Origin of the sequence: Agrococcus sp. UYP10 (assembly GCF_040547205.1) — a bacterium.
Taxonomy (GTDB): Bacteria; Actinomycetota; Actinomycetes; order Actinomycetales; family Microbacteriaceae; genus Agrococcus; species Agrococcus jenensis.
Genome location: NZ_JBEPPG010000001.1, coordinates 2437779 through 2460328 on the forward strand (window position 1 = coordinate 2437779; position 22550 = coordinate 2460328).

General features: G+C 72.8%; 18 protein-coding genes. 15 read left to right on the forward strand and 3 right to left on the reverse strand.

Annotated features, from left to right (window positions below; all coding sequences use genetic code 11):
• Positions 1 to 11: 11 nt before the first annotated feature.
• Positions 12 to 1634 carry a sensor histidine kinase gene (locus ABIB37_RS11965; protein ID WP_354260646.1) on the forward strand — a complete coding sequence of 541 codons (1623 nt, stop codon included), beginning with the start codon at positions 12 to 14 and terminating at the stop codon, positions 1632 to 1634.
• A complete protein-coding gene (locus ABIB37_RS11970) occupies positions 1631 to 2839 on the forward strand; it encodes a diguanylate cyclase domain-containing protein (protein ID WP_354260648.1) in 1209 nt (402 codons plus the stop codon). The genes ABIB37_RS11965 and ABIB37_RS11970 overlap by 4 nt, the downstream gene beginning before the upstream one ends.
• Here ABIB37_RS11970 and ABIB37_RS11975 read toward each other — a convergent pair.
• On the reverse strand, positions 2821 to 3666 hold the full coding sequence (locus ABIB37_RS11975) for a response regulator transcription factor (RefSeq protein ID WP_354260650.1): 846 nt from the start codon (positions 3664 to 3666) through the stop codon (positions 2821 to 2823). The two genes, ABIB37_RS11970 and ABIB37_RS11975, sit on opposite strands and share 19 nt — an antisense overlap.
• Positions 3667 to 3760: 94 nt before the next feature.
• A complete protein-coding gene (locus ABIB37_RS11980; protein ID WP_354260652.1) occupies positions 3761 to 4261 on the reverse strand; it encodes a S24/S26 family peptidase in 501 nt (166 codons plus the stop codon).
• 149 nt (positions 4262 to 4410) lie between these two features.
• On the opposite strand from ABIB37_RS11980, the gene coaE reads away from it, so the two are divergent.
• Positions 4411 to 5028 (forward strand): dephospho-CoA kinase, encoded by a 618-nt coding sequence (coaE, locus tag ABIB37_RS11985; RefSeq protein WP_123697941.1) that lies wholly within the window; start codon positions 4411 to 4413, stop codon positions 5026 to 5028.
• A gap of 9 nt (positions 5029 to 5037) precedes the next feature.
• Positions 5038 to 7089, forward strand: a complete 2052-nt coding sequence (uvrB, locus tag ABIB37_RS11990; RefSeq protein WP_354260655.1) for an excinuclease ABC subunit UvrB — start codon at positions 5038 to 5040, stop codon at positions 7087 to 7089.
• Positions 7090 to 7093: 4 nt separating this feature from the next.
• Here the strand turns inward: uvrB and ABIB37_RS11995 are convergent, their stop codons facing one another.
• A complete protein-coding gene (locus ABIB37_RS11995) occupies positions 7094 to 7735 on the reverse strand; it encodes a GntR family transcriptional regulator (protein ID WP_354260657.1) in 642 nt (213 codons plus the stop codon).
• A gap of 146 nt (positions 7736 to 7881) precedes the next feature.
• On the opposite strand from ABIB37_RS11995, the gene ABIB37_RS12000 reads away from it, so the two are divergent.
• The 11 genes from ABIB37_RS12000 to gap all read left to right on the forward strand — a co-directional run bounded on the left by ABIB37_RS12000 (position 7882) and on the right by gap (position 22550).
• Positions 7882 to 9156 carry an NRAMP family divalent metal transporter gene (locus tag ABIB37_RS12000; RefSeq protein ID WP_354260659.1) on the forward strand — a complete coding sequence of 425 codons (1275 nt, stop codon included), beginning with the start codon at positions 7882 to 7884 and terminating at the stop codon, positions 9154 to 9156.
• A 4-nt stretch (positions 9157 to 9160) separates the two neighbouring features.
• Positions 9161 to 9928 carry a LamB/YcsF family protein gene (locus ABIB37_RS12005; protein WP_354260661.1) on the forward strand — a complete coding sequence of 256 codons (768 nt, stop codon included), beginning with the start codon at positions 9161 to 9163 and terminating at the stop codon, positions 9926 to 9928.
• A complete protein-coding gene (locus ABIB37_RS12010; protein WP_354260663.1) occupies positions 9925 to 10728 on the forward strand; it encodes a putative hydro-lyase in 804 nt (267 codons plus the stop codon). The genes ABIB37_RS12005 and ABIB37_RS12010 overlap by 4 nt, the downstream gene beginning before the upstream one ends.
• Positions 10729 to 10738: 10 nt before the next feature.
• Positions 10739 to 12334 carry a 5-oxoprolinase subunit B/C family protein gene (locus ABIB37_RS12015; RefSeq protein WP_354260665.1) on the forward strand — a complete coding sequence of 532 codons (1596 nt, stop codon included), beginning with the start codon at positions 10739 to 10741 and terminating at the stop codon, positions 12332 to 12334.
• Positions 12319 to 14046, forward strand: a complete 1728-nt coding sequence (locus tag ABIB37_RS12020; RefSeq protein ID WP_354260667.1) for an acetyl/propionyl/methylcrotonyl-CoA carboxylase subunit alpha — start codon at positions 12319 to 12321, stop codon at positions 14044 to 14046. Before ABIB37_RS12015 ends, ABIB37_RS12020 begins: the two co-directional genes overlap by 16 nt.
• Positions 14047 to 14098: 52 nt before the next feature.
• Positions 14099 to 16975 carry an excinuclease ABC subunit UvrA gene (gene uvrA / locus ABIB37_RS12025; RefSeq protein ID WP_354260669.1) on the forward strand — a complete coding sequence of 959 codons (2877 nt, stop codon included), beginning with the start codon at positions 14099 to 14101 and terminating at the stop codon, positions 16973 to 16975.
• Positions 16972 to 18900, forward strand: coding sequence for an excinuclease ABC subunit UvrC (gene uvrC / locus ABIB37_RS12030; RefSeq protein WP_354260671.1), 1929 nt, complete (start codon positions 16972 to 16974; stop codon positions 18898 to 18900). Before uvrA ends, uvrC begins: the two co-directional genes overlap by 4 nt.
• Entirely contained in the window at positions 18897 to 19760 is an 864-nt protein-coding gene (rapZ, locus tag ABIB37_RS12035; protein WP_354260673.1) for an RNase adapter RapZ, read from the forward strand. The genes uvrC and rapZ overlap by 4 nt, the downstream gene beginning before the upstream one ends.
• Positions 19761 to 19774: 14 nt before the next feature.
• Positions 19775 to 20752, forward strand: coding sequence for a DNA-binding protein WhiA (gene whiA / locus ABIB37_RS12040; protein WP_354260675.1), 978 nt, complete (start codon positions 19775 to 19777; stop codon positions 20750 to 20752).
• Between the two features lie 88 nt (positions 20753 to 20840).
• Positions 20841 to 21464 carry a superoxide dismutase gene (locus ABIB37_RS12045; protein WP_123697931.1) on the forward strand — a complete coding sequence of 208 codons (624 nt, stop codon included), beginning with the start codon at positions 20841 to 20843 and terminating at the stop codon, positions 21462 to 21464.
• Positions 21465 to 21542: 78 nt separating this feature from the next.
• Positions 21543 to 22550 (forward strand): type I glyceraldehyde-3-phosphate dehydrogenase, encoded by a 1008-nt coding sequence (gene gap / locus ABIB37_RS12050; protein ID WP_354260677.1) that lies wholly within the window; start codon positions 21543 to 21545, stop codon positions 22548 to 22550.

Consider the following 22550-nt stretch of genomic DNA (forward strand, 5'->3'; position numbering starts at 1 on the left):
ACCGTCGTCCCATGGACGCGGCCGTGACGGTGAGTCGCACCGACGCGGTGCGCCCAGACCGCACTCGAGAGCGCGTCACCGCGGTCAACCAGCTGCTGCTGGCCGCCGCGTGCCTCGTGGCCTGCGGGCTCGTCGTCGTCGTGGGCGAGCTCGCCGCAGGCGACGTGCTCTTCGTCGGCATGCTGCTGCTGTTCGGCCTGACGGTGCTCGCCCTCGTCGTGCCGTGGAACCGCGTGCATCCGATCTGGGTCGGCGTCGTGCCGACCGGCGACCTGCTCGCCATCTTCCTGCTGCAGATCGGCGACCCGGACTCCGAGCTGTGGCTGCTGTGGATGGTGCCCGCGACGTGGCTCGCGACCGTCGGCGGCTGGCGCGGCCTCGTCGTCGGCGCGGGCGGCTCGTCGCTGCTGTTCTGGGCCGCGAGCATCATGCTCGAGCAGGAGGTCGACCCGGTGCACACGTACCTCGGGCCGCTCGTGCTCACAGCCGGGTCGATCGTGGCGTTCGTCGCCGCCCGGCGCGCGGCGGCGCAGCGCACGCTGCTCGACGAGCAGGCGACGTACCTCGACCACGCGGTCGAGCGCGCCAGGCGCCAGGAGGACGCGGTGAGCGAGGTGCTCGACGCCGTCGACTTCGGCGTCGTGCGGATCGGCGCGGACGGCTCCGTCTCGGTCGAGAACGACGCCCACCTGCGCCTCAACGCGTTCGACGACACGGCGGAGCTGTACGACGCCGACGGCGTGACGCCCGTCGAGCCCGGGCAGTCGCCCGCGGCACGAGCCCGGCGCGGCGAGGTGTTCGAGAACGTGCTGTGCTGGCAGGGGCCTCCCGGCGACAGCCGCCGTGCGCTGCAGTCGACCGTCCGTCGGCTCGTCGACGTCGACGGCGCCGACGTCGGCGCGATCCTCATCACGCGCGACGTCACCGCCGAGCAGCTCGCTGGCCAGATGCGCGACGAGCTCGTCGCCTCGGTCTCGCACGAGCTGCGCACGCCGCTCACGAGCGTGCTCGGGCACCTCGACCTCGCGCTCGACGGCGGCGACGTCGGCCCGCACGCCCGCCGCAGCCTCGAGATCGCCGAGCGCAACGCCTCCCGGCTGCTCGTCATCATCGGCGACGTGCTCGCGGCGACCGGCGACGGCCCTGGACGCTTCGACGTCCGCCTCGTCCGGGAGGACATCGCCCGCGTCGTGCAGGCGTCCGCCGAGGCGATGGAGCCGCGCGCGGCAGCGCGCAACATCCGCATCGACACGACCGGGATCGAGTCGGTCGAGGCCGACATCGACCCGATCCGCATCCGCCAGGTCGTCGACAACCTCGTCGGCAACGCGGTCAACTACCACACGGGTGACGGCCTCATCGAGGTCGGCGTGACCTCCGACGACAAGCACGCGTGGCTCGTCGTGCGTGACGACGGGCCCGGCATCGCCGAGGAGGCGCTGCCGCGGCTGTTCGAGCGCCGCTACCGCGCCGCGCCTGCTGGCAACATGGCCCCCGGGAACGGGCTCGGGCTCGCCATCAGCCGCGACCTCGTGCGCGCGCACGGCGGCGAGATCACCGTCCAGAGCGAGCCGGGCGGCGGGGCGACGTTCGTCGTCCGACTGCCGCTCATCCGGCGAGGAGCCGCAGCATGACCCTCGACGTCCCCACGATCCAGTTCCTCACCGCCATCGTCATGCATGTCGCCGGCGGCGTGTTCGTGCTCGAGACGATGCTGCGGAAGGACGACCGCGCCGGCCGGGTGTGGGCGCTCGGCTTCATCGGCGGCATGATCGCGACGGAGGCCTACATCGTGCGCGCGGTGAGCACCGACGCGTGGTGGCTCGTGGCGATCGGCAACGCCGCGTGGGTGGCCGCGCTCGGCCTGCTGTGGCTCGGCTGCCGGGTGTTCAACGGGCATCGCCTGCGACGGTCGGCGGTGGCCGTCATCGCCGCCTCAGCCGCGACCGTGGTCGTGGTGCTGCTCGAGACGCCGACCGAGGGCTGGTCGGCCTCGCCGCTCGTCTTCGGGGCGAACGCGCTGTTCTCGGCGCTGACGGCCTCCGAGGCCACGCGTGGCGCGATGCGCCGCACGCGCACGGCGCTCGGGCTCAGCGTGACGCTCGGGCTGGCCGCCGCCTTCCAGCTCACGCGGAGCCTCACCGCGCTCGCGCTCGGCACCGAGCACCCGGTGTTCCAGACCTGGCTCTCGGACGGCCTGGTCGGCATCGTCACCATCTCGCTCATCGTGATCGTGGTCGTGCTCACCTCGGTGCTGCGCGCCGAGCAGGTGCGCCTGCGCGGGACCGAGGACTCCACGCTCATGGCGATCGCGCCCGACGGGGTGCTGCTCGAGCCGTCGTTCGTCCGCGTGCTCGGCGGCCGGCTCATGCGCGCCAACCGACGGGCCGAGCTCTTCGCGGTGCTCGTGGTGAAGATCGACGCGCTGTCGCGCATCTCGACGGCGTTCGGCGCCGACGAGGCGGAGCACGTGCGCCAGGCCGCCAGGGCGGCCGTGCGGCGGCTGTCGCCGACGACGGCGGCGATGGGCACCGACGACGAGGGCAAGCTGCTGCTCGCGTTCCAGCCCAAGTCGCCCGCCGAGGCGCGGCAGCTCGCCGCGCGCATGCACCGCGCGATGCTCGACCAGCTGCGCACCGCCGGCGTGCCCGTCATCCCGCCGATCGGCATGGGGCTCAGCGTGACGAGCACGAGCGGGTACGACCGCGAGACGCTCCTCGACGCCGCGAGGGCGGCGGCGCGGCGCGCCATCGCGAGCGACGACGTGACGGTGGTGGTCGCCGGTGAGGACGACGACGCCGACAGCGCGGCGCGCGGCGATCAGGCGGTGCGGCGGTAGCCCACTCCGCGCACGGTCTCGATCCAGCGCGGCTCGGAGGGCGACTCGCCCAGCTTGCGGCGCAGGTTGGCGACGTGCACCTCGATGGCGCGCGCGTCGTGCTCGCTCAGGTAGTGGTCGGGCTCGCCGCGCTCCCCGCGCAGCATGCCGGCGAGCTGCAGCTTGCTCACGACGCGCCGGCCGGAGCCCAGCAGCATCCGCAGGATGTCGAACTCGCTGCGCGTCAGCTCGACCTCGGCGCCCTCGAGCTCCACGACGCGAGCGCCGGGCTCGAGGCGCAGGCCGCGGTGCTCGAGCGGGGCGGCGTCGGAGTCCTCGTCGAGCCACGGCGTCGAGCCGGGGGCCGTCGTGCTGGGGGCCGCCGTGCTGACCGGCGCGGTCGACAGCGAGACGGACTCGGGCGCGGATGCCGGCACGGCGGCCTGCTGGTGCGCGGCGGAGGGGTGCGAGGAGGCGAGCGAGCGCGGTCGCCGCATCATCGCCTCGATCCTGGCGCGCAGCTCGCGCGGCCGGAACGGCTTGACGATGTAGTCGTCGGCACCGGTCTGCAGGCCGACGAGCGTGTCGATCTCGTCGCCGCGCGCCGTGATCATCACGAGGTACGCGGTGCTGATGCTGCGGATCTGCCGAGCGGTCTCGAAGCCGTCGATCCCGGGCATGTTGACGTCGACGGTCACCACGATCGGGTCGTGCTCGCGCACGAGCTCGACGCCGGTCGCGCCGTCGGCTGCCGTGTAGACGGCGAAGCCGCCCTGCGTCAGGACCTGCGCCAGCAGCTCCCGGATGTCCTCGCCATCCTCGATGACGACCGCGACGTCCTCGTGCATCACAACCCCACGTTCCCCACCGCGTGACACGGCGTATTGGGGGAGATCGTACCGTCGTCCGGCGACGTCGAGCGCATCTGCGGCCGCGCGGGCCTCACGCGGCCTTCGTCGAGCGCGCCCGCGGGGCGCCCCAGAGCAGCGCGGCGACGACGAGCAGGCCGAACGCGGAGAGCAGCGGCAGCCCCAGTCGCGGCTCGAGCACGGCCCTCGCGACACCGCCGACGACCGGCACCCGGAGGGTCGGCTCCCACACCTGGGCGCCGACGATGTGCTCCGCGGCGATGCCCGGGCCACCGTCGGTGCGCGCGAGGATCGACCACTGCCCGTCGGGCAGCCGCGTGATCTCGAGCACGCGCTCGGTGACGAGCTGCGGCGCGCCCTCGGTGGGCAGGCTGATCACGTCGCCCGCCCGCAGCCCCTCGGTCGCGACGGGCGTCGAGATGACGAGGTCCCCGGTCAGGAAGGCGGGCCGCATGGCGTCGGAGCCGATCACCGAGGTGTGCGCGACGCCCGCGAGCGCAGCGCCCCACAGCGCGGCGGTCACGCCGGCGGCGATGCCGCTCAGCAGGAGCAGGGCGATGGCGATGCGTCGCATGGCGACCACGGCCCCTCCCATCCATCGGCGCGCGCCGCGGCGTCGAAGCGCGCTGCGGCGAGGCTACGACCGGCGCCTCAGCGCCCGGGGATGCCGCGCCCAAGGGGCGCGCGGGACTCGCTCAGGACATGCCGTGCAAGACTCGACGCATGCCCCTCGTCGCGCTCACCGGCGGCATCGCGTCCGGCAAGTCCACCATCTCCGCTCGCCTCGCAGAGCGAGGCGCCGTCGTCATCGACGCCGACGCGGTGGTGCGCGAGCTGCAGCAGCCGGGCATGCCCGTGCTGCGAGCGATCGCGGCCGAGTTCGGCGACCACCTGCTGCTGCCCGACGGCTCGCTCGACCGCGCGGCCCTCGGCGCCGTCGTGTTCGCCGACGACCGCGCCCGGCGCCGCCTCAACGCCATCGTGCATCCCGCGGTCTCCGCCGAGTCCGGCCGCCGGTTCGCGGCAGCGCTCGCGGCGGACCCCGGCGCGGTCGTGGTCTACGACGTGCCGCTGCTCGTCGAGGCGCGGCCCGACGACCCGTGGGACCTCGTGGTCGTCGCGCACGCCCCCGAGGATGTGCGCGTGCGGCGGCTCGTCGAGCTGCGGGGGATGACCGAGCAGGATGCCCGCGCGCGCGTCGCGTCGCAGGCGAGCGACGAGCGCAGGCTCGCGATCGCCGACGTCGTCATCGAGACGGACGGCGAGCTCTCGGCGACGCTCGCGCAGGCGGACGCGCTGTGGGAGCGGCTCTCGAGCGGCCGTGTGGGTGGGCGCTCGTAGGCTGGACCCATGGAACCGACCCGTGCCGTCCGGCCGTTCGAGGTCATCAGCGAGTACACCCCCTCTGGCGACCAGCCGAAGGCGATCCGCGAGCTGACCGAGGCGCTCGGCCGTGGTGAGACCGACGTGGTGCTGCTCGGCGCGACCGGCACGGGCAAGAGCGCGACGACCGCCTGGCTCGTCGAGCAGGTGCAGCGGCCCACGCTCGTGCTCGCCCACAACAAGACGCTCGCCGCGCAGCTCGCGAACGAGTTCCGCGAGCTGCTGCCCAACAACGCCGTCGAGTACTTCGTCTCGTACTACGACTACTACCAGCCAGAGGCGTACATCCCGCAGACCGACACCTTCATCGAGAAGGACTCGTCGCTCAACGCCGAGGTCGAGCGGCTGCGGCACTCGGCGACGAACGCGCTGCTCTCGCGCCGAGACGTCATCGTCGTCTCGACCGTCTCGTGCATCTACGGCCTCGGCACCCCAGAGGAGTACCTCGAGGCGATGGTCGCGCTCCAGGTCGGCATGCGGATCGACCGCCAGGCGCTGCTCCGCCGCTTCGTCGCGATGCAGTACCAGCGCAACGACGTGGCCTTCACGCGCGGCACGTTCCGCGTGCGCGGCGACACGATCGAGATCATCCCGATGTACGAGGAGCACGCGATCCGGATCGAGCTCTTCGGCGACGAGATCGAGGCGCTGTCCACGCTGCACCCGCTCACCGGCGAGATCATCGAGACACACGAGTCGGTCTCGATCTTCCCCGGCAGCCACTACGTGGCGGGCAACGAGCGCATGCAGAAGGCGATGGACCGCATCCGCGACGAGCTCGACGAGCGGCTCAAGGTGCTCGAGCGGGAGAGCCGGCTGCTCGAGGCGCAGCGGCTGCGCATGCGCACCACCTTCGACCTCGAGATGATGGAGCAGATCGGCTTCTGCTCCGGCATCGAGAACTACTCGCGCCACATCGATGGGCGCGAGGCAGGTGAGCCGCCGCACTGCCTGCTCGACTACTTCGCCGACGACTTCCTCGTCGTCATCGACGAGTCGCACGTCACCGTGCCGCAGATCGGCGCGATGTACGAGGGCGACGCGAGCCGCAAGCGCTCGCTGGTCGAGCACGGCTTCCGGCTGCCGAGCGCGCTCGACAACCGGCCGCTGAAGTTCGACGAGTTCCTCGAGCGGACGCCGCAGAAGGTCTACCTCTCGGCGACGCCGGGCAAGTACGAGATGGGGCTCGCCGACACGGTGGTCGAGCAGATCATCCGCCCGACCGGCCTCGTCGATCCGAAGCTCGTCGTGAAGCCGACGAAGGGGCAGATCGACGACCTGCTCGAGGAGATCCGGGTGCGCGCGGAGCGCGACGAGCGCGTGCTCGTCACCACGCTCACGAAGAAGATGGCCGAGGAGCTGACGGAGTACTTCACCGAGGCGGGCGTGCGGGTGCGCTACCTGCACTCCGACGTCGACACGCTCCGCCGCGTCGAGCTGCTGACGCAGCTGCGCCAGGGGCTGTTCGACGTGCTCGTCGGCATCAACCTGCTGCGCGAGGGCCTCGACCTGCCAGAGGTGTCGCTCGTGTCGATCCTCGACGCCGACAAGGAGGGCTTCCTGCGCTCCTCGACGTCGCTCATCCAGACGATCGGCCGCGCGGCCCGCAACGTCTCGGGCGAGGTGCACATGTACGCCGACCGGATCACCGACTCGATGCGCCTGGCGATCGACGAGACCGACCGGCGACGCGCGGTGCAGGTCGCCTACAACCTCGAGCACGGCATCGACCCGACGCCGCTCCGCCGCCGCATCGCCGACATCACCGACGTGCTCAACCGCGAGCAGGCCGACACCGACGACCTGCTGCAGGGCACGCGCCGCGGGGCTCCCACGCCCCGGCTCGCTCGGGACCGCTCGGCGATGGACGGGCCCACGCAGCTCGAGTCGATCATCGCCGACCTGTCGGCGCAGATGACCGAGGCGGCGGGCGAGCTGAAGTTCGAGCTCGCGGCGCGCATCCGCGACGAGCTGCACGACCTCAAGCGCGACCTGCGGCAGATGCGCGCGGCCAGCTAGCGGGCTACGCGCGCCCCATCCGCGCGTACGCGCCCAGCACGCGGCGCTCGGACTCCGTGAGGTAGCGCTCGAGCTCGTCCGCGGCTGCCTCCGGGCCGTCGCCGACGAGCGCCTCGAGCACCGCGCGGTTGCGCGCGACGAACGGGCGGTGCAGCGACTCCGGGTCGTCGATGGCGAGGAACGCGAGCCGCAGCTCGGCCGCGAGGTGCCCGTGCGACCGCTCGAGCCGAGGGCTGTCCGAGAGCGCCATGAGGGCGCGGTGGAAGGCCATGTTCGCGGTGCCGACGGTCGCCCAGTCGCCCAGCTCGAGCGCCGCCTCGGCGCGCTCGAGCGCGGCGCGCATGTCGGCGACGCCCGGGTGCAGGGCTGAGGCGCCGCGCAGCACGCCGCACTCGAGGAGGCGCCGGGCGCGGTAGATGTCGACGACGTCGGCGGTGCTGGGGGAGGCAACGGAGACGCCGCGATGCGGCACGTGCTCGACGAGCCCGTGCTGCGCGAGCACGCGGAAGGCCTCGCGGAGGGTGTTGCGCGAGACGTCGAGCCGGGCGGCGACCGAGGCCTCCGACAGCCGCGCGCCGGGCGCGAACTCGCCGGCGATGATCTGCTCGCGCAGGGCATCCGCCAGCGTCGTCGAGGGCTCGGTCATGCCTCGAGCGTAGGGCCGAGCGCAACACGACCGAAACACGGCGGACGCACATTGTTCAACAATCGATGCGATTCTGCTCTACAGTGATGGGACTCCAGGTCGCGCGGCCCGCGCACCGGAGCCCACCGATGGAGATGGGGACGGCGATGCCCGACGCACAGCACACCACCGAGCCGGACGCCGGCGCGAAGGCGAAGGCGTTCGCCAAGAGCCGCAGGGGACCGATCCTCGGCGCGATCTTCCTCATGGCCACGTCCGCGATCGGGCCGGGCTTCATCACCCAGACCGCGACCTTCACGGCGTCGCTCGGCGCCGCGTTCGCGTTCGCGATCCTCATCTCGGTGCTCATCGACTTCGCCGTGCAGATGAACATCTGGCGCATGATCACGGTCTCGGGCAAGCGCGCCGGCGACCTCGCGAACGACGCCGTGCCGTACTCGGGCCACGTGCTCGCCGTGCTCATCGTCATCGGCGGCCTCGCCTTCAACATCGGCAACATCGCGGGCGGCGGCCTCGGCCTCAACGCCCTGCTCGGCATCGACCCGAAGCTCGGCGGCCTGCTCACGGGCCTCCTCGCGATCGGCATCTTCCTGTTCAAGAAGGCCGGACGCGCGGTCGACATCGTCGTCATGGTGCTCGGCGTCGCGATGATCCTCATGACGGTGTTCGTCGCGATCGCATCGCAGCCGCCGGTCGGCGACGCGCTCCGCCAGACGTTCCTGCCCGACACCCTCAACTTCGCGAGCATCACCACGATCGTCGGCGGCACGGTCGGCGGCTACATCACCTACGCCGGCGCGCACCGCTACCTGGAGTCGGGCCTCGTCGGCCCCGACCACATCAAGGGCGTGCACCGCGCGTCGATGCAGGGCATCCTCGTCACCGGCATCATGCGCTACGTGCTGTTCCTGGCGATCCTCGGCGTCGTCGCCTCTGGTGTCGTGCTCGACGTCTCCGGCCAGGCGGCGAACCCCGCAGCGCAGGCGTTCGGCGTCGTGCTCGGCGACGCGGGCATCCGCATCTTCGGCTTCATCTTCTGGGCCGCGGCGCTCACGTCGGTGATCGGCGCCGCCTACACGTCGGCGACCTTCCTGTCGGTGTTCGCGAAGCGGCTCGCGGGCGGCTGGCCGCTGCAGCTCGCGACCGTCGCGTTCATCCTCGTGTCGCTCGCCGTCTACGCCTTCATCGGCACCGCCCCCGCTGCGCTGCTCGTCTTCGTCGGCGGCTTCAACGGCCTGATCCTGCCGATCGGCCTCGCGATCTTCATGTACATCGGCTGGTTCCGCCAGCACGACGTGCTCGGCGGCTACCGCTACCCGCGCTGGCTGCTCATCGTCGGCACGCTCGCGACGCTGCTGAGCCTCTACATGGGCGCCGTCTCGATCGGACCGATCTTCGCCCTCCTCGGCGTGGGAGCCTGACCGCATGAGCACCATCGACCTGAACTCCGACCTCGGCGAGAACGTGCCGGACCGCATCGTCGGCGACGACGAGGCGATGCTGCGGGTGGTGACGAGCGCGAACGTGTCGTGCGGCTTCCACGCCGGCAGCCCCGAGGGGATCCGGGCCACGCTCGAGGCCGCCGTCGCGAACGGCGTGACGATCGGCGCGCATCCCGGCTACCGCGACTACGAGGGGTTCGGGAGGCTCGCGATGGACGTCGACTCCGCGACGCTGCAGGCGCACGTCGAGTACCAGCTCGGCGCCCTGCAGGCGCTCGCCGGCGCTGTCGGCGGCACCGTGGCCTACGTCAAGCCCCACGGCGCGCTCTACAACACGATCGCCCGCGACGAGCGGCAGGCGAAGGACGTCGTCGCGGCCATCCGCGCCGTCGACCCGTCGCTCGTGCTGCTCGGCCTCGCGGGGGGCGTCGTGCTCGAGGTCGCCGAGCGCGCGGGCCTCCGCACCGCAGCCGAGGCGTTCGCCGACCGCGCCTACACCCCCGAGGGGCTGCTCGTCTCGCGCACGGAGCCCGGCTCGGTGCTGCACGATCCGGCCCTCGTCGCGGCCAGGATGGTGCGGCTCGCGCAGGAGGGCGTGCTCGAGGCGGTCGACGGCAGCGACGTCGCGGTGCGCGCCGAGTCGATCTGCGTGCACGGCGACAGCGCCGGCGCCATCGCGATGGCCGAGGCGACGCGCGCTGCGCTCGAGGACGCCGGCGTGACGATCGCGCCGTTCGCGGTGGCTCGATGAGCGCCGCCGCCGCGACCGCCGCGCAGCTCGCGCAGGCGCGCGAGGCGCGCGCCGCCTACCGGGCGGGAGCCGTCGCGCCGACGAGCGGGATCGCGCACGGGCTCGTGCAGGCCAACCTCATCGCCGTGCCCGCGGACTGGGCGTTCGAGACGCTGCTGTTCGCGCAGCGCAACCCGAAGCCGATGCCGGTGCTCGAGGTGCTCGAGGCGGGACGCGTCGAGTCGCGGCTCGCCCCCGGCAGCGACGTGCGCACCGACATCCCCGCCTACCGGGTGTGGCGCGACGGCCAGCTCGCGGACGAGACGACGGATGCGTCCGCCGCGTGGGAGGAGCACCCGGACCTCGTCGCGTTCCTGATCGGCTGCTCGTTCACGTTCGAGGCGGGGCTCGTCGACGACGGCATCCCCATCCGCCATCGCGAGCACGACCGCAACGTGCCGATGTACCGCACGAGCACGGCCTGCGCACCGGCCGGCCGGCTGCACGGGGAGCTCGTGGTCTCGATGCGGCCGATCCCCGCGAGCCGCGTCGCCGACGCCGTCACGATCTCCGGCAGGTTCCCCGCCGTCCACGGCGCGCCCGTGCACATCGGCGACCCAGGATCGCTCGGCATCGCCGACCTCGGCGCTCCGGAGTTCGGCGACCCGCCCGTCATGCAGGAGGGCGACGTCCCGGTGTTCTGGGCGTGCGGCGTGACCCCGCAGGCCGCGATCATGGCGTCGCGGCCGCCCTTCGCGGTCACGCACGCGCCCGGCCACATGTTCGTCACCGACGTGCCGGACGCGGCGTACGCCCTATGAGGGAGCTCCCGTGACCGCCCACGCACGGCGGGTGCTGCCCGCCGCCGACACCGCGCTGCTGCTCGAGGCGGCCGACCTCGACGAGGCGATGCGGCTGCTGCCCGCGCTCCAGGACGCCGAGCTGCCGGGCGTCACCGAGCTCGTCCCGGCGGCGCGCACGGTGCTCGTGCGCTTCGACCCGTCGCTCGTCGCCGCCGACGCCCTCGCGGCGCTCCTCCTCGCGGTCGAGCCGGCGGGCGCGGCCGCCGCGAACGGCGACGCCGTGACGATCCCCGTGCGGTACGACGGGCAGGACCTCGCCGAGGTCGCGCAGCTGCTCGGGATCGGCGCCGACGAGGTCGTCGCCCGGCACCAGGCGGCGACCTGGACCGTCGCCTTCACGGGCTACGCGCCGGGCTTCGGCTACCTCGTGGGCGACGACCCGCTGTTCGACGTGCCGCGGCGCGCATCGCCGCGCACCCGCATCCCTGCCGGCTCCGTGGGGCTCGCCGGCCGCTTCTCGGGCGTCTACCCGCGCGAGAGCCCCGGGGGCTGGCAGCTCATCGGGCGCACCGACGCCCCGATGTGGGACCTCTCGCGGCCGCAGCCGGCGCTGCTCGCGCCCGGCGCGACCGTGCGCTTCGAGCGCGTCGAGCGCGAGCTCGTCACCGCGGCGCCCGTGGCGCGCGAGCCGGTCACCGCCGCCCACGCCGTCGAGGTCGTGCGCCCCGGGCTGCAGCTGCTCGTGCAGGACCTCGGCAGGCCAGGCCTCGCGGCGCAGGGCGTCGCCGCCTCGGGCACCGCCGACCGCCGCGCGCTCCGCGAGGCGAATCGCGCCGTCGGGAATGCCGCCGACGAGGCGGGGCTCGAGCTGGCCGGCGGCGGCGCGACCCTGCGCTTCCGCGGCCCGGCGGTCGTCGCCCTCACCGGCGCCCTCGTGGACGCCGCCGTGCACGGCGAGGCGGGCACGCAGCCGGTCGAGCCCGGCCGCCCCGTGGCGCTGGACGACGGCGACGAGCTGCGCGTCGGCGCCGTCCGCGACGGGCTGCGGTCGCTCGTCGCGGTGCGCGGCGGCATCGGGCTCGAGCCGGTGCTCGGCAGCCTCGCGACCGACACGCTCGCGCACCTCGGCCCCGCACCGCTCGCCGCCGGCGACGTGCTGCCGCTCCGCGGCCCGGCCGCCGCCACCCGGGCCGTCGAGCGCACCCGCGCGCCGCGCCTGCCGCTGCCGACCGCGGGGGAGGAGGTCGAGCTCCGCATCGTGCTCGGCCCGCGCACCGAGTGGTTCACCGACGCCGCGCTCGACGCGCTCGTCGGGCAGCCGTGGACCGTGACGCCGCGCTCCGACCGCGTCGGCGTGCGGCTCGACGGCGCGACCCCGCTCGAGCGCGCGAGGGAGGGCGAGCTCGACAGCGAGGGCGCCGTGACCGGTGCCATCCAGGTGCCGCCCGACGGGCAGCCCGTGCTCTTCCTGCCCGACCACCCGCTCACCGGCGGCTATCCGATCATCGGCGCGGTCGTCGACCGCGACCTCGACCTGGCAGGCCAGCTGCCGCCGGGCGCCCGCATCCGCTTCCGCATCGCGGAGCCGACCCCCACCAGGAGGACGTCGTGGACAAGATCCTGATCGCCAACCGCGGCGAGATCGCCGTGCGCATCGCCCGCGCGTGCGCCGAGGGCGGCTACCGCTCCGTCGCCGTGTACGCCGACCAGGACATCGACGCGATGCACGTGCGGCACGCCGACGAGGCTGTCGCGCTCGGCGGCACGACCGCTGCGGAGACGTACCTGAGCGCGGACGCGCTGCTCGCGGCAGCGCGCGCGACCGGAGCCGACGCGGTCCACCCGGGCTACGGCTTCCTCTCAGAGAGCGCCGCCTTCGCGCGCGCCGTCGAGGAGGCCGGCCTGACCTGGATCGGCCCCACCCCCGCGAGCATCGAGGCGCTCGGCGACAAGGTCACGGCACGGCGCATCGCGCAGGAGGCGGGCGCACCGCTCGCGGCGGGCACCGACCGGCCGCTCGCCGACGCCGACGAGGCCGTCGCGTTCGCCCGCGAGCACGGGCTGCCGGTCGTCGTGAAGGCCGCGTTCGGCGGCGGCGGCCGCGGGCTCAAGGTCGCCCGCACGATCGAGGAGGTGCCCGACGCGTTCGACTCCGCCACCCGTGAGGCCGTCGCGGCGTTCGGGCGCGGCGAGTGCTTCATCGAGCGCTTCCTCGAGCGCCCCCGCCACGTCGAGGCGCAGGTGCTCGGCGACGGCCGGGGCGGCGTCGTGGTCGTCGGCGATCGCGACTGCTCGCTGCAGCGCCGCAGCCAGAAGCTCGTCGAGGAGGCGCCCGCGCCCGGCCTGACCGACGAGCAGCGCGCGCGCATCCACGAGTCGTCGCGCGCGATCTGCGCGGCCGTCGACTACCGCGGGGCCGGCACGGTCGAGTTCCTGCTCGGCGCCGACGGCACGATCTCGTTCCTCGAGGTCAACACGCGGCTGCAGGTCGAGCACCCCGTCACGGAGGCGGTCACCGGCATCGACCTCGTGCGCGAGCAGCTCCGGATCGCCGAGGGGCACGGCCCCTCGATCACCGAGACGCCCGCGCCCTCGGGGCACGCGGTCGAGCTGCGGCTGAACGCCGAGGACCCGGGCAGGGGCTTCCTCCCGAGCCCAGGCCGCATCACGGCGCTGCGCGTGCCCGCAGGACCGGGCGTGCGGTGGGACGCCGGCGTCGAGGCGGGCGACGCGGTCGAGGCCGCGTTCGACTCGCTCGCCGCGAAGCTCATCGTGCACGCGGCCGACCGGGATGCGGCGCTCGTCCGCATGCGGCGCGCGCTCGGCGAGCTCGAGGTCACCGGGATCGCGACCGTCGCGCCGTTCGCGCGCGCGGTGCTCGACGAGCCCGACTTCTCGACCGACGGCTTCGCCGTCTCGACGCAGTGGATCGAGGCGGAGCTCATGCCGCGGCTCGAGCCGCAGCTGCGCCCCGCGCCCGCCGCCGGCGCCGCGCTCCGGCGCGTGCCGATCGAGGTCGACGGCCGCCGCGTCGTGCTCGGCCTGCCGGACGCGCTGCTCGCGGCCGCCGCCGGAGCGACCGTCGGCGCACCCGCCGCGGCGCCGGTCGACGACGAGGCGCTGCCGTCGCCCGTGCCGGGCACGGTCGTCACCTGGCTCGTCGACGACGGCGCCACGGTCACCGAAGGCGAGGAGGTCGTCGTGCTCGACGCGATGAAGATGGAGACGCGGGTCGCCGCCCACCGCGCCGGCACGCTCGAGCACGTCGTCGCGCAGGGCGCGAGCGTCGCCGTCGACGAGCCGCTCGCGCGGGTCGTCGAGCGGTCGATCCGCTGAGCCGATGGCGAACGCGGGCCCGCGTGTCAGTGGCCGCTCGTAGACTCGACAGGTGACATCCACGATCTCGAACAGCGCAGAGCTGCACGTCCGCGGCGCCCGCGAGCACAACCTCAAGGACGTCGACCTGCGCATCCCGCGCGACTCCCTCGTGGTGTTCACGGGCCTGTCCGGATCGGGCAAGTCGTCGCTCGCGTTCGACACGATCTTCGCCGAGGGCCAGCGCCGCTACGTCGAGTCGCTCTCCGCCTACGCGCGCCAGTTCCTCGGCCAGGTCGACCGACCCGACGTCGACTTCATCGAGGGCCTGAGCCCCGCCGTCTCGATCGACCAGAAGTCGACGAACCGCAACCCGCGCTCGACGGTCGGCACCATCACCGAGGTGCACGACTACATGCGCCTGCTGTGGGCGCGCATCGGCGTGCCCCACTGCCCGGTGTGCGGCGAGCGCATCCAGCGCCAGACGGTGCAGCAGATCGCCGACGAGCTCATGGAGCTGCCCGAGCGCACGCGCTTCCAGATCCTCGCGCCCGTCGTGCAGCAGAAGAAGGGCGAGTTCGCCGACCTGCTGCGCAACCTCGTGGCGACCGGCTACTCGCGCGCCATCATCGACGGCGAGCTCGTGCAGCTCGCTGAGGCGCCGGCGCTCAAGAAGCAGCTCAAGCACGACATCTCCGTCGTCGTCGACCGCCTGGTCGCCGAGCCCGGCATGCTCTCGCGCCTCACCGACTCGCTCGAGACCGCCCTGCGGCTCGCCGACGGGCTCGTGACGATCGACTACGTCGACCTCGACGACGACGCCGAGGACCGCCGCCGCATCTTCAGCGAGAAGCTCTCCTGCCCGAACCGGCACCCCGTCGCGCTCACCGAGATCGAGCCGCGCACGTTCTCGTTCAACGCCCCGTTCGGCGCGTGCCCCGAGTGCAACGGCATCGGCACCCGCATGGCGGCCGACCCCGACCTCGTGATCGCCGACGAGGCGCTCTCGATCCGCGAGGGGGCGCTGCTGCCCTGGACGCAGTCGGGCAAGGGCCTCTACACCTACTTCGAGCGGCTGCTCACGGGCCTCGCGAGCGAGCTGCAGTTCTCGCTCGACACCCCGTGGCAGGACCTCGACCCGGATGCGCGCAAGGTCGTGCTGTACGGCACCGACGGCAACGTCATGGTGCAGTGGCGCAACCGCTACGGCCGCCAGCTGAAGTACGCGTCCGGCTACGAGGGCGTCATGCCCTACATCCAGCGCAAGCACGCGGAGGCCGACAGCGACTGGGTGCGCTCGAAGCACGGCGAGTTCCTGCGCGAGGTGCCGTGCCCCGAGTGCGGCGGCGCGCGCCTGCGCCCCGAGGTGCTCAGCGTGCTCGTGCACGGCAGCTCGATCGCCCACGTCTCCGACCTGAGCCTCGACGCCGCGCACGCCTTCATGCGCGACCTGGAGCTCGACGAGCGCGAGTCGACGATCGCCGCCGCCGTGCTGCGCGAGATCCGCGCCCGGCTCGACTTCCTCATCCGCGTCGGCCTCGGCTACCTGTCGCTCTCGCGCGCGGCCGCGACGCTCTCGGGCGGCGAGGCGCAGCGCATCCGGCTCGCGACGCAGATCGGCGCGGGCCTCACCGGCGTGCTCTACGTGCTCGACGAGCCGTCGATCGGCCTCCACCAGCGCGACAACCGCAAGCTCATCGGCACCCTCGAGGCGCTCCGCGACCTCGGCAACACGCTCATCGTCGTCGAGCATGACGAGGACACCATCCGCACCGCCGACTGGGTCGTCGACATCGGCCCGGGCGCGGGGGAGCGCGGCGGCGAGGTCGTGCACTCCGGCAGCTACGAGTCGCTGCTCGAGCACCCGACGTCGCTCACCGGCGCCTACCTCTCGGGCCGCGAGACGATCCCGACGCCGTCGCAGCGCCGGCCGATCGACCCCGAGCGGATGCTGCGGGTCGAGGGCGCGCGCGCCAACAACCTGCAGAACGTGACCGTCGACTTCCCGCTCGGCGTCTTCGTCGCGGTGACCGGCGTCTCGGGCTCCGGCAAGTCGACGCTCGTCAACGACATCCTGCACAAGGTGCTCGCCAACGCGCTCAACGGCGCCCGGCAGGTGCCGGCGAAGCACACGCGCGTCACCGGGCTCCACCACCTCGACAAGGTCATCCACGTCGACCAGGGGCCGATCGGGCGCACCCCGCGCTCGAACCCGGCCACCTACACCGGCGTGTTCGACAAGATCCGCAACCTGTTCGCCGACACGGCCGAGGCGAAGGCGCGCGGCTACCTCGCGGGGCGCTTCTCGTTCAACGTCAAGGGCGGCCGCTGCGAGGCGTGCCAGGGCGACGGCACGCTCAAGATCGAGATGAACTTCCTGCCCGACGTCTACGTCGAGTGCGAGGTGTGCCACGGCGCGCGCTACAACCGCGACACGCTCTCGGTGCACTACAAGGGCAAGTCGATCGCCGAGGTGCTGCAGATGCCGATCGAGGAGGCCGCGGAGTTCTTCGCGCCCATCTCGTCGATCCACCGCTACCTCAAGACGCTCGTCGACGTCGGCCTCGGCTACGTGCGGCTCGGGCAGTCCGCCACGACGCTCTCGGGCGGCGAGGCGCAGCGCGTGAAGCTCGCGACCGAGCTCCAGCGCCGCACGTCGGGCCGCGCGATCTACGTGCTCGACGAGCCCACCACGGGTCTGCACTTCGACGACGTGCGCAAGCTGCTCGAGGTGCTCGACGGGCTCGTCGAGAAGGGCAACACCGTGCTGACGATCGAGCACTCGCTCGACGTCATCAAGTCGGCCGACTGGGTGATCGACCTCGGCCCCGAGGGCGGCTCCGGCGGCGGCACGATCGTCGCGACCGGCACGCCCGAGGAGCTCGCGGAGGTGCCAGAGAGCTACACCGGCAGCTTCCTCAAGGAGATGCTGGGCGCGGGAGTCCGATGAGCGCGGGGCGCACCTCGCGCACGGTGCCGTACAAGCCCGCGCCGGGCACCATCCCGACCGCGCCGGGCGTGTACCGCTTCCGCGACGAGCACGAGCGCGTGCTCTACGTCGGCAAGGCGAAGAACCTGCGCCAGCGGCTCTCGAACTACTTCCAGCCGCTCGAGGCGCTGCACGAGCGCACCCGCAGGATGGTGCTCACCGCGGTGCGCGTCGAGTGGACGATCGTCGCGAGCGAGTTCGAGGCGCTGCAGCTCGAGTTCACCTGGATCAAGGAGTACGAGCCGCCGTTCAACGTGCAGTTCCGGGACGACAAGTCGTACCCGTACCTGGCGGTGACGATGGGCGACGACGTGCCCCGCGCGCTCATCACGCGCAATCGCGGCATCCGCGGCGCGCGCTACTTCGGCCCGTACACGAAGGTCTGGGCCATCCGCGAGACGCTCGACCTGCTGCTCAAGGCGTTCCCGATGCGCTCGTGCAGCCAGTCGATCTACGACCGCGCCGAGCGCACCGGCAGGCCGTGCCTGCTCGGCGACATCGGCAAGTGCTCGGCGCCGTGCGTCGGCCGGGTCACGCTCGCCGAGCACCGCGCGACCGCGAACGACCTCGTCGGCTTCATGAACGGCGGCGACCAGGACTTCGTCGACCGCGTGCGCGACGAGATGCAGCGCGCGAGCGCCCGGCTCGAGTTCGAGCGCGCCGCGCGCCTGCGCGACCAGCTCGTCGCGCTCGAGTCGGTGCTCGAGCGCACGAGCGTCGTGCTGTCGGACCGCGTCGACGCCGACGTGCTCGGGCTCGTGCACGACGAGCTGAGCGCGGCCGTGCACCTGTTCGTCGTGCGCGGCGGCCGCATCCGCGGCACGAAGTCGTGGGTCGTCGACACCGAGATCGACCTGACCGAGGGCGAGCTCGCGACCCAGGTGCTGCGCATCGCCTACGACGGCGGCGACCCGCCCGCGCGGGAGGTGCTGCTGCCCAAGCAGCCCGACAGCGTCGCCGAGGTGGAGGCGTGGCTGACCGACCGGCGCGCCGACCACGGCCTGAGCGGTCGCGTCGCGGTGCGGGTGCCGCAGCGGGGCGAGAAGCGGCGCCTCGCCGACTCCGCCGCGGTGAACGCCGCGCACGCGCTGCAGGTCTCGCGCACGAAGCGCACGAGCGACTACGTCACCCGCTCGCAGGCGCTCGCCGACCTGCAGGAGGCGCTCGGCATGGCGGAGGCGCCGCTGCGCATCGAGTGCTTCGACGTCTCGCACCTCGGCGGCACCGGCGTGGTCGCCTCGATGGTCGTGTTCGAGGACGGGCTGCCGCGCAAGGACCAGTACCGGCGCTTCGCGATCGCGCAGACGACCGACGACACCGACTCGATCTACCAGGTGATGACGCGCAGGGCGCGCTACCTCGTCGACGGCGACCCCGACGACACCGGCTCGCGCTTCGCGTACGCGCCGCAGCTGCTGCTCGTCGACGGCGGCCGGCCGCAGGTGCAGGCCGCGAAGCGCGCGCTCGACGAGGCGGGGGTGCGCGGCGTCGCGCTCGCCGGCATCGCGAAGCGGCTCGAGGAGCTGTGGCTGCCCGGCGAGGAGTTCCCGGTCATCCTGCCGCGCTCGAGCGAGGCGCTCTACCTCGTGCAGCGGCTGCGCGACGAGGCCCACCGGGTGGCGATCGGCTACCAGCGGCAGAAGCGCTCGAGCGCGATCGAGTCGCAGCTGAGCGGCATCCCGGGCCTCGGCCCGAACCGCGTGCGCGCGCTGCTCAAGCACTTCGGGTCCGCGAAGCGCGTGCGCGAGGCGAGCCCGGAGCAGCTGCGCGAGGTCGCCGGCGTCGGCCCGGCGCTCGCCCTGACCATCGCACGGGCCCTGGCTGGCGACGCGAGCGGTGCCGATACGATGGAGGGAGCAGCCCAGCGACAGGAACCGGAAGCGTGAACGCCAGAGAGATCGTCATCATCACCGGCATGTCCGGCGCAGGGCGGACGACCGTCGCGAACGCGCTCGAGGACCTCGGCTGGTTCGTGGTCGACAACCTCCCGCCCACCATGCTGAAGGCGCTCGTGCGCACCGCCGCGACCGGCGCCTCGACCGAGCCGAAGCTCGCGATCGTCGTCGACGTGCGCGGTGGCGCCCTCTTCGACGACGCGAAGCGCTTCGTCGAGATGCTGCGCGCCGAGCAGACCGTGCGCGTGCTGTTCCTCGAGGCGAGCGACGCCGAGCTCGTGCGCCGCTACGAGCAGGTGCGCAGGCCGCACCCGCTGCAGGGCGACGGCACGATCCTCGACGGCATCCGCACCGAGCGCACGCGCCTCGAGCCGCTGCGCGGCATGGCCGACGAGCTGCTCGACACGACCGGCCTCAACCCGCACCAGCTGACGCGGCGCGTGGGTGAGCGCTTCGCGCCCGGCGGCGAGCTCGAGGTGACCCTCACCGTGATGAGCTTCGGCTTCAAGTACGGGCTGCCCGTCGACGCCGACCTGATCGCCGACATGCGCTTCCTGCCGAACCCGTTCTGGATGCCCGAGCTGCGCGGCCACGACGGCACCGAGTCGGTCGTCTCCGAGTACGTGCTGCACCAGCAGGGGGCGACGGAGTTCGCGGACCGCTACCTCGAGGCGCTCGCGCCCGTGCTCGAGGGGTTCGCGCGCGAGAACAAGCTGCACGCCGTGCTCGGCGTGGGCTGCACCGGCGGCAAGCACCGCTCGGTCGCGATGGCCGAGCACCTGGCGAAGCGCCTCTCCGGCCGGCCGGGGCTGCGGGTCGCCGTGAAGCATCGAGACCTGGGGCGCGAATGACGAGAGGAGCCGGCGTGACACTGACCGACGACGTCAAGGAGGAGCTCGCGCGCGTGCGCGTGACGCGACCCCAGACGAAGGCGGCGGAGGTCGCGACGCTGCTGCGCTTCGCCGGCGGGCTGCACGTGATCTCGAGCCGCGTGGCCGTCGAGAGCGAGCTCGACTCCGCCGCGGTCGCGCGCCGGCTCGCCAAGAGCATCCTCGAGCTGTACGGCGTGCGCGCGGAGATCGCGAAGATCTCGTCGTCGTCGAACCGCACGTCGGGCGCCTACCTCGTGCGCGTGATCGCCGAGGGCGAGACGCTCGCCCGCCAGACCGGTCTCATGGACGCGCGACGCCGCCCGGTGCGCGGGCTGCCGAACAAGGTGACCACCGGCTCGCTCGAGGACCTCGCCGGCATCTGGCGCGGCGCGTTCCTCGCGCAGGGCACGCTCTCCGACCCGGGTCGCTCCGCCGCGCTCGAGGTCGCCTGCCCCGGCAACGAGGCCGCGATGGCGCTCGTGGGTGCGGCCGGCCGCCTCGGCGTGCCCGCGAAGTCGCGCGAGGTGCGCGGCGCGCACCGCGTGGTGATCCGCGAGGGCGAGCCGATCTCGCGCATGCTCACGACGATGGGCGCGCACGAGACGGTGCAGGCGTGGGCGGAGCTGCGCCAGCGCCGCGAGGTGCGCGCGACGGCGAACCGGCTCGTCAACTTCGACGACGCGAACCTGCGCCGCAGCGCGCAGGCGGCCGTCGCGGCGTGCGCGCGCATCGAGCGCGCGCTCGAGATCCTCGGCGACGAGGTGCCGGACCACCTGTCCTACGCGGGCAGGCTGCGGCTCGAGCACCGCGATGCGAGCCTCGACGAGCTCGGCCACCTCGCGAGCCCGACGATGACGAAGGACGCGGTCGCGGGGCGCATCCGCCGCCTGCTCGCGATGGCCGACCGCGCCGCCCAGGATCGCGGCATCCCCGACACCGAGGCAGCAGTCCCCGACGACATCGACGACTGACTCCGCGCCCAGCCCGCGGCATCGCGGCGGTGGCTAGGATCGGAACGACCCACCGGTGCGCCCGGCGCGCCAGAGAGGAGAGCCAGCCATGGCCGTCTACACCCTTCCGGAGCTGCCGTACGACTACGCGGCGCTCGAGCCCCACATCTCCGCGAAGATCATGGAGCTCCACCACGACAAGCACCACAAGACGTACGTCGACGGCGCGAACACCGCGCTCGAGAAGCTCGAGGCCGCGCGCGACGCGGACGACTTCGGCGCCGTCAACAAGCTCGAGAAGGACCTCGCGTTCCACCTCGGCGGGCACACGAACCACACCGTCTTCTGGAACAACCTGTCGGGCGACGGCGGCGGTGAGCCCGAGGGCGAGCTGCAGGCCGCGATCGGCGAGTTCTTCGGCGGCTTCGGCAAGTTCCAGAGCCACTTCAGCCAGAACGCCACGGCCATCCAGGGCTCCGGCTGGTCCGTGCTCGCCTGGGACTCGGTCGGCTCGCGGCTGAACATCTTCCAGCTGTTCGACCAGCAGGGCAACATCCCGGTCGGCACGCACCCCATCCTCATGCTCGACATGTGGGAGCACGCCTTCTACCTCGACTACCTCAACGTCAAGGCGGACTACGTCAAGGCGTTCTGGAACATCGTCAACTGGCAGGATGCGCAGGCCCGCTTCGACGCGGCCAAGGCCCAGACCTCCGGCCTCATCCTCCGCTGACCCCCATCGTCACCACGTGACCGGGGCCCCGGGCACCGCCCGGGGCCCTTCCCACCCCGACAGTCAGGAACCCCTCCCATGACTCTGAAGGTCGCCATCAACGGCTTCGGCCGCATCGGCCGCAACTTCGTCCGCGCAGCGCTTGCCCAGGGCGCTGACATCGACGTCGTCGCGGTCAACGATCTCACCGACAACAAGACCCTCGCCCACCTGCTCAAGTACGACTCGGTCGCCGGCGTCCTCGGCGCCGAGGTGGTCGCCGACGAGGGCTCGATCCGGGTCGGCGACGACCAGTTCCGCGGCTTCGCCGAGCGCGACCCCTCGAAGCTCCCGTGGGGCGACCTCGACGTCGACGTCGTGATCGAGTCGACCGGCCGCTTCACGAAGGTGGAGGACGCCTCGGCGCACCTCACCGCCGGCGCGAAGAAGGTCATCCTCTCGGCACCCGCGAAGGGCCCGGCCCCCACGTTCGTGATGGGCGTGAACCACGACCAGTACGACCCCGAGAACGACCACGTCATCTCGAACGCGTCGTGCACGACGAACTGCCTCGCGCCGCTCGCCAAGGTCTTCCACGAGTCGTTCGGCATCGAGCGCGGCCTCATGACCACGATCCACGCCTACACGGCCGACCAGAACCTCCAGGACGGCCCGCACGAGGACCTGCGCCGCGCCCGCGCTGCCGCGCTGTCGATCATCCCGACCTCGACCGGCGCCGCGAAGGCCATCGGCCTCGTGCTCCCGGAGCTCAACGGCCTGCTCGACGGCTACGCGCTGCGCGTGCCGGTCCCGACCGGCTCGATCACCGACCTGACGGTGCAGACGCGCGACGGCCTCACGGTCGACGAGATCAACGCGGCCTACCGCGCCGCGGCAGAGTCGGGTCCGCTCAAGGGCTACCTGCAGTACACCGACGAGCCGATCGTCTCGTCGGACATCGTCGGCAACCCGTTCTCGTCGATCTACGACTCCGGCCTCACCAAGGTGATGGGCGACCAGGTCAAGATCTCGAGCTGGTACGACAACGAGTGGGGCTACTCCTGCCGCCTGGTCGACCTCGCGGCACTCGTGGGCTCGAAGCTCTGA

Bases quoted from the DNA above. Each gene is read 5' to 3' on its own strand.
- ABIB37_RS11965 (WP_354260646.1), top strand. From the start codon at position 12: ATGGACGCGGCCGTGACGGTGAGTCGCACCGACGCGGTGCGCCCAGAC.
- ABIB37_RS11970 (WP_354260648.1), top strand. From the start codon at position 1,631: ATGACCCTCGACGTCCCCACGATCCAGTTCCTCACCGCCATCGTCATG.
- ABIB37_RS11975 (WP_354260650.1), bottom strand. From the start codon at position 3,666: ATGCACGAGGACGTCGCGGTCGTCATCGAGGATGGCGAGGACATCCGG.
- ABIB37_RS11980 (WP_354260652.1), bottom strand. From the start codon at position 4,261: ATGCGACGCATCGCCATCGCCCTGCTCCTGCTGAGCGGCATCGCCGCC.
- coaE (WP_123697941.1), top strand. From the start codon at position 4,411: ATGCCCCTCGTCGCGCTCACCGGCGGCATCGCGTCCGGCAAGTCCACC.
- uvrB (WP_354260655.1), top strand. From the start codon at position 5,038: ATGGAACCGACCCGTGCCGTCCGGCCGTTCGAGGTCATCAGCGAGTAC.
- ABIB37_RS11995 (WP_354260657.1), bottom strand. From the start codon at position 7,735: ATGACCGAGCCCTCGACGACGCTGGCGGATGCCCTGCGCGAGCAGATC.
- ABIB37_RS12000 (WP_354260659.1), top strand. From the start codon at position 7,882: ATGCCCGACGCACAGCACACCACCGAGCCGGACGCCGGCGCGAAGGCG.
- ABIB37_RS12005 (WP_354260661.1), top strand. From the start codon at position 9,161: ATGAGCACCATCGACCTGAACTCCGACCTCGGCGAGAACGTGCCGGAC.
- ABIB37_RS12010 (WP_354260663.1), top strand. From the start codon at position 9,925: ATGAGCGCCGCCGCCGCGACCGCCGCGCAGCTCGCGCAGGCGCGCGAG.
- uvrC (WP_354260671.1), top strand. From the start codon at position 16,972: ATGAGCGCGGGGCGCACCTCGCGCACGGTGCCGTACAAGCCCGCGCCG.
- ABIB37_RS12045 (WP_123697931.1), top strand. From the start codon at position 20,841: ATGGCCGTCTACACCCTTCCGGAGCTGCCGTACGACTACGCGGCGCTC.
- gap (WP_354260677.1), top strand. From the start codon at position 21,543: ATGACTCTGAAGGTCGCCATCAACGGCTTCGGCCGCATCGGCCGCAAC.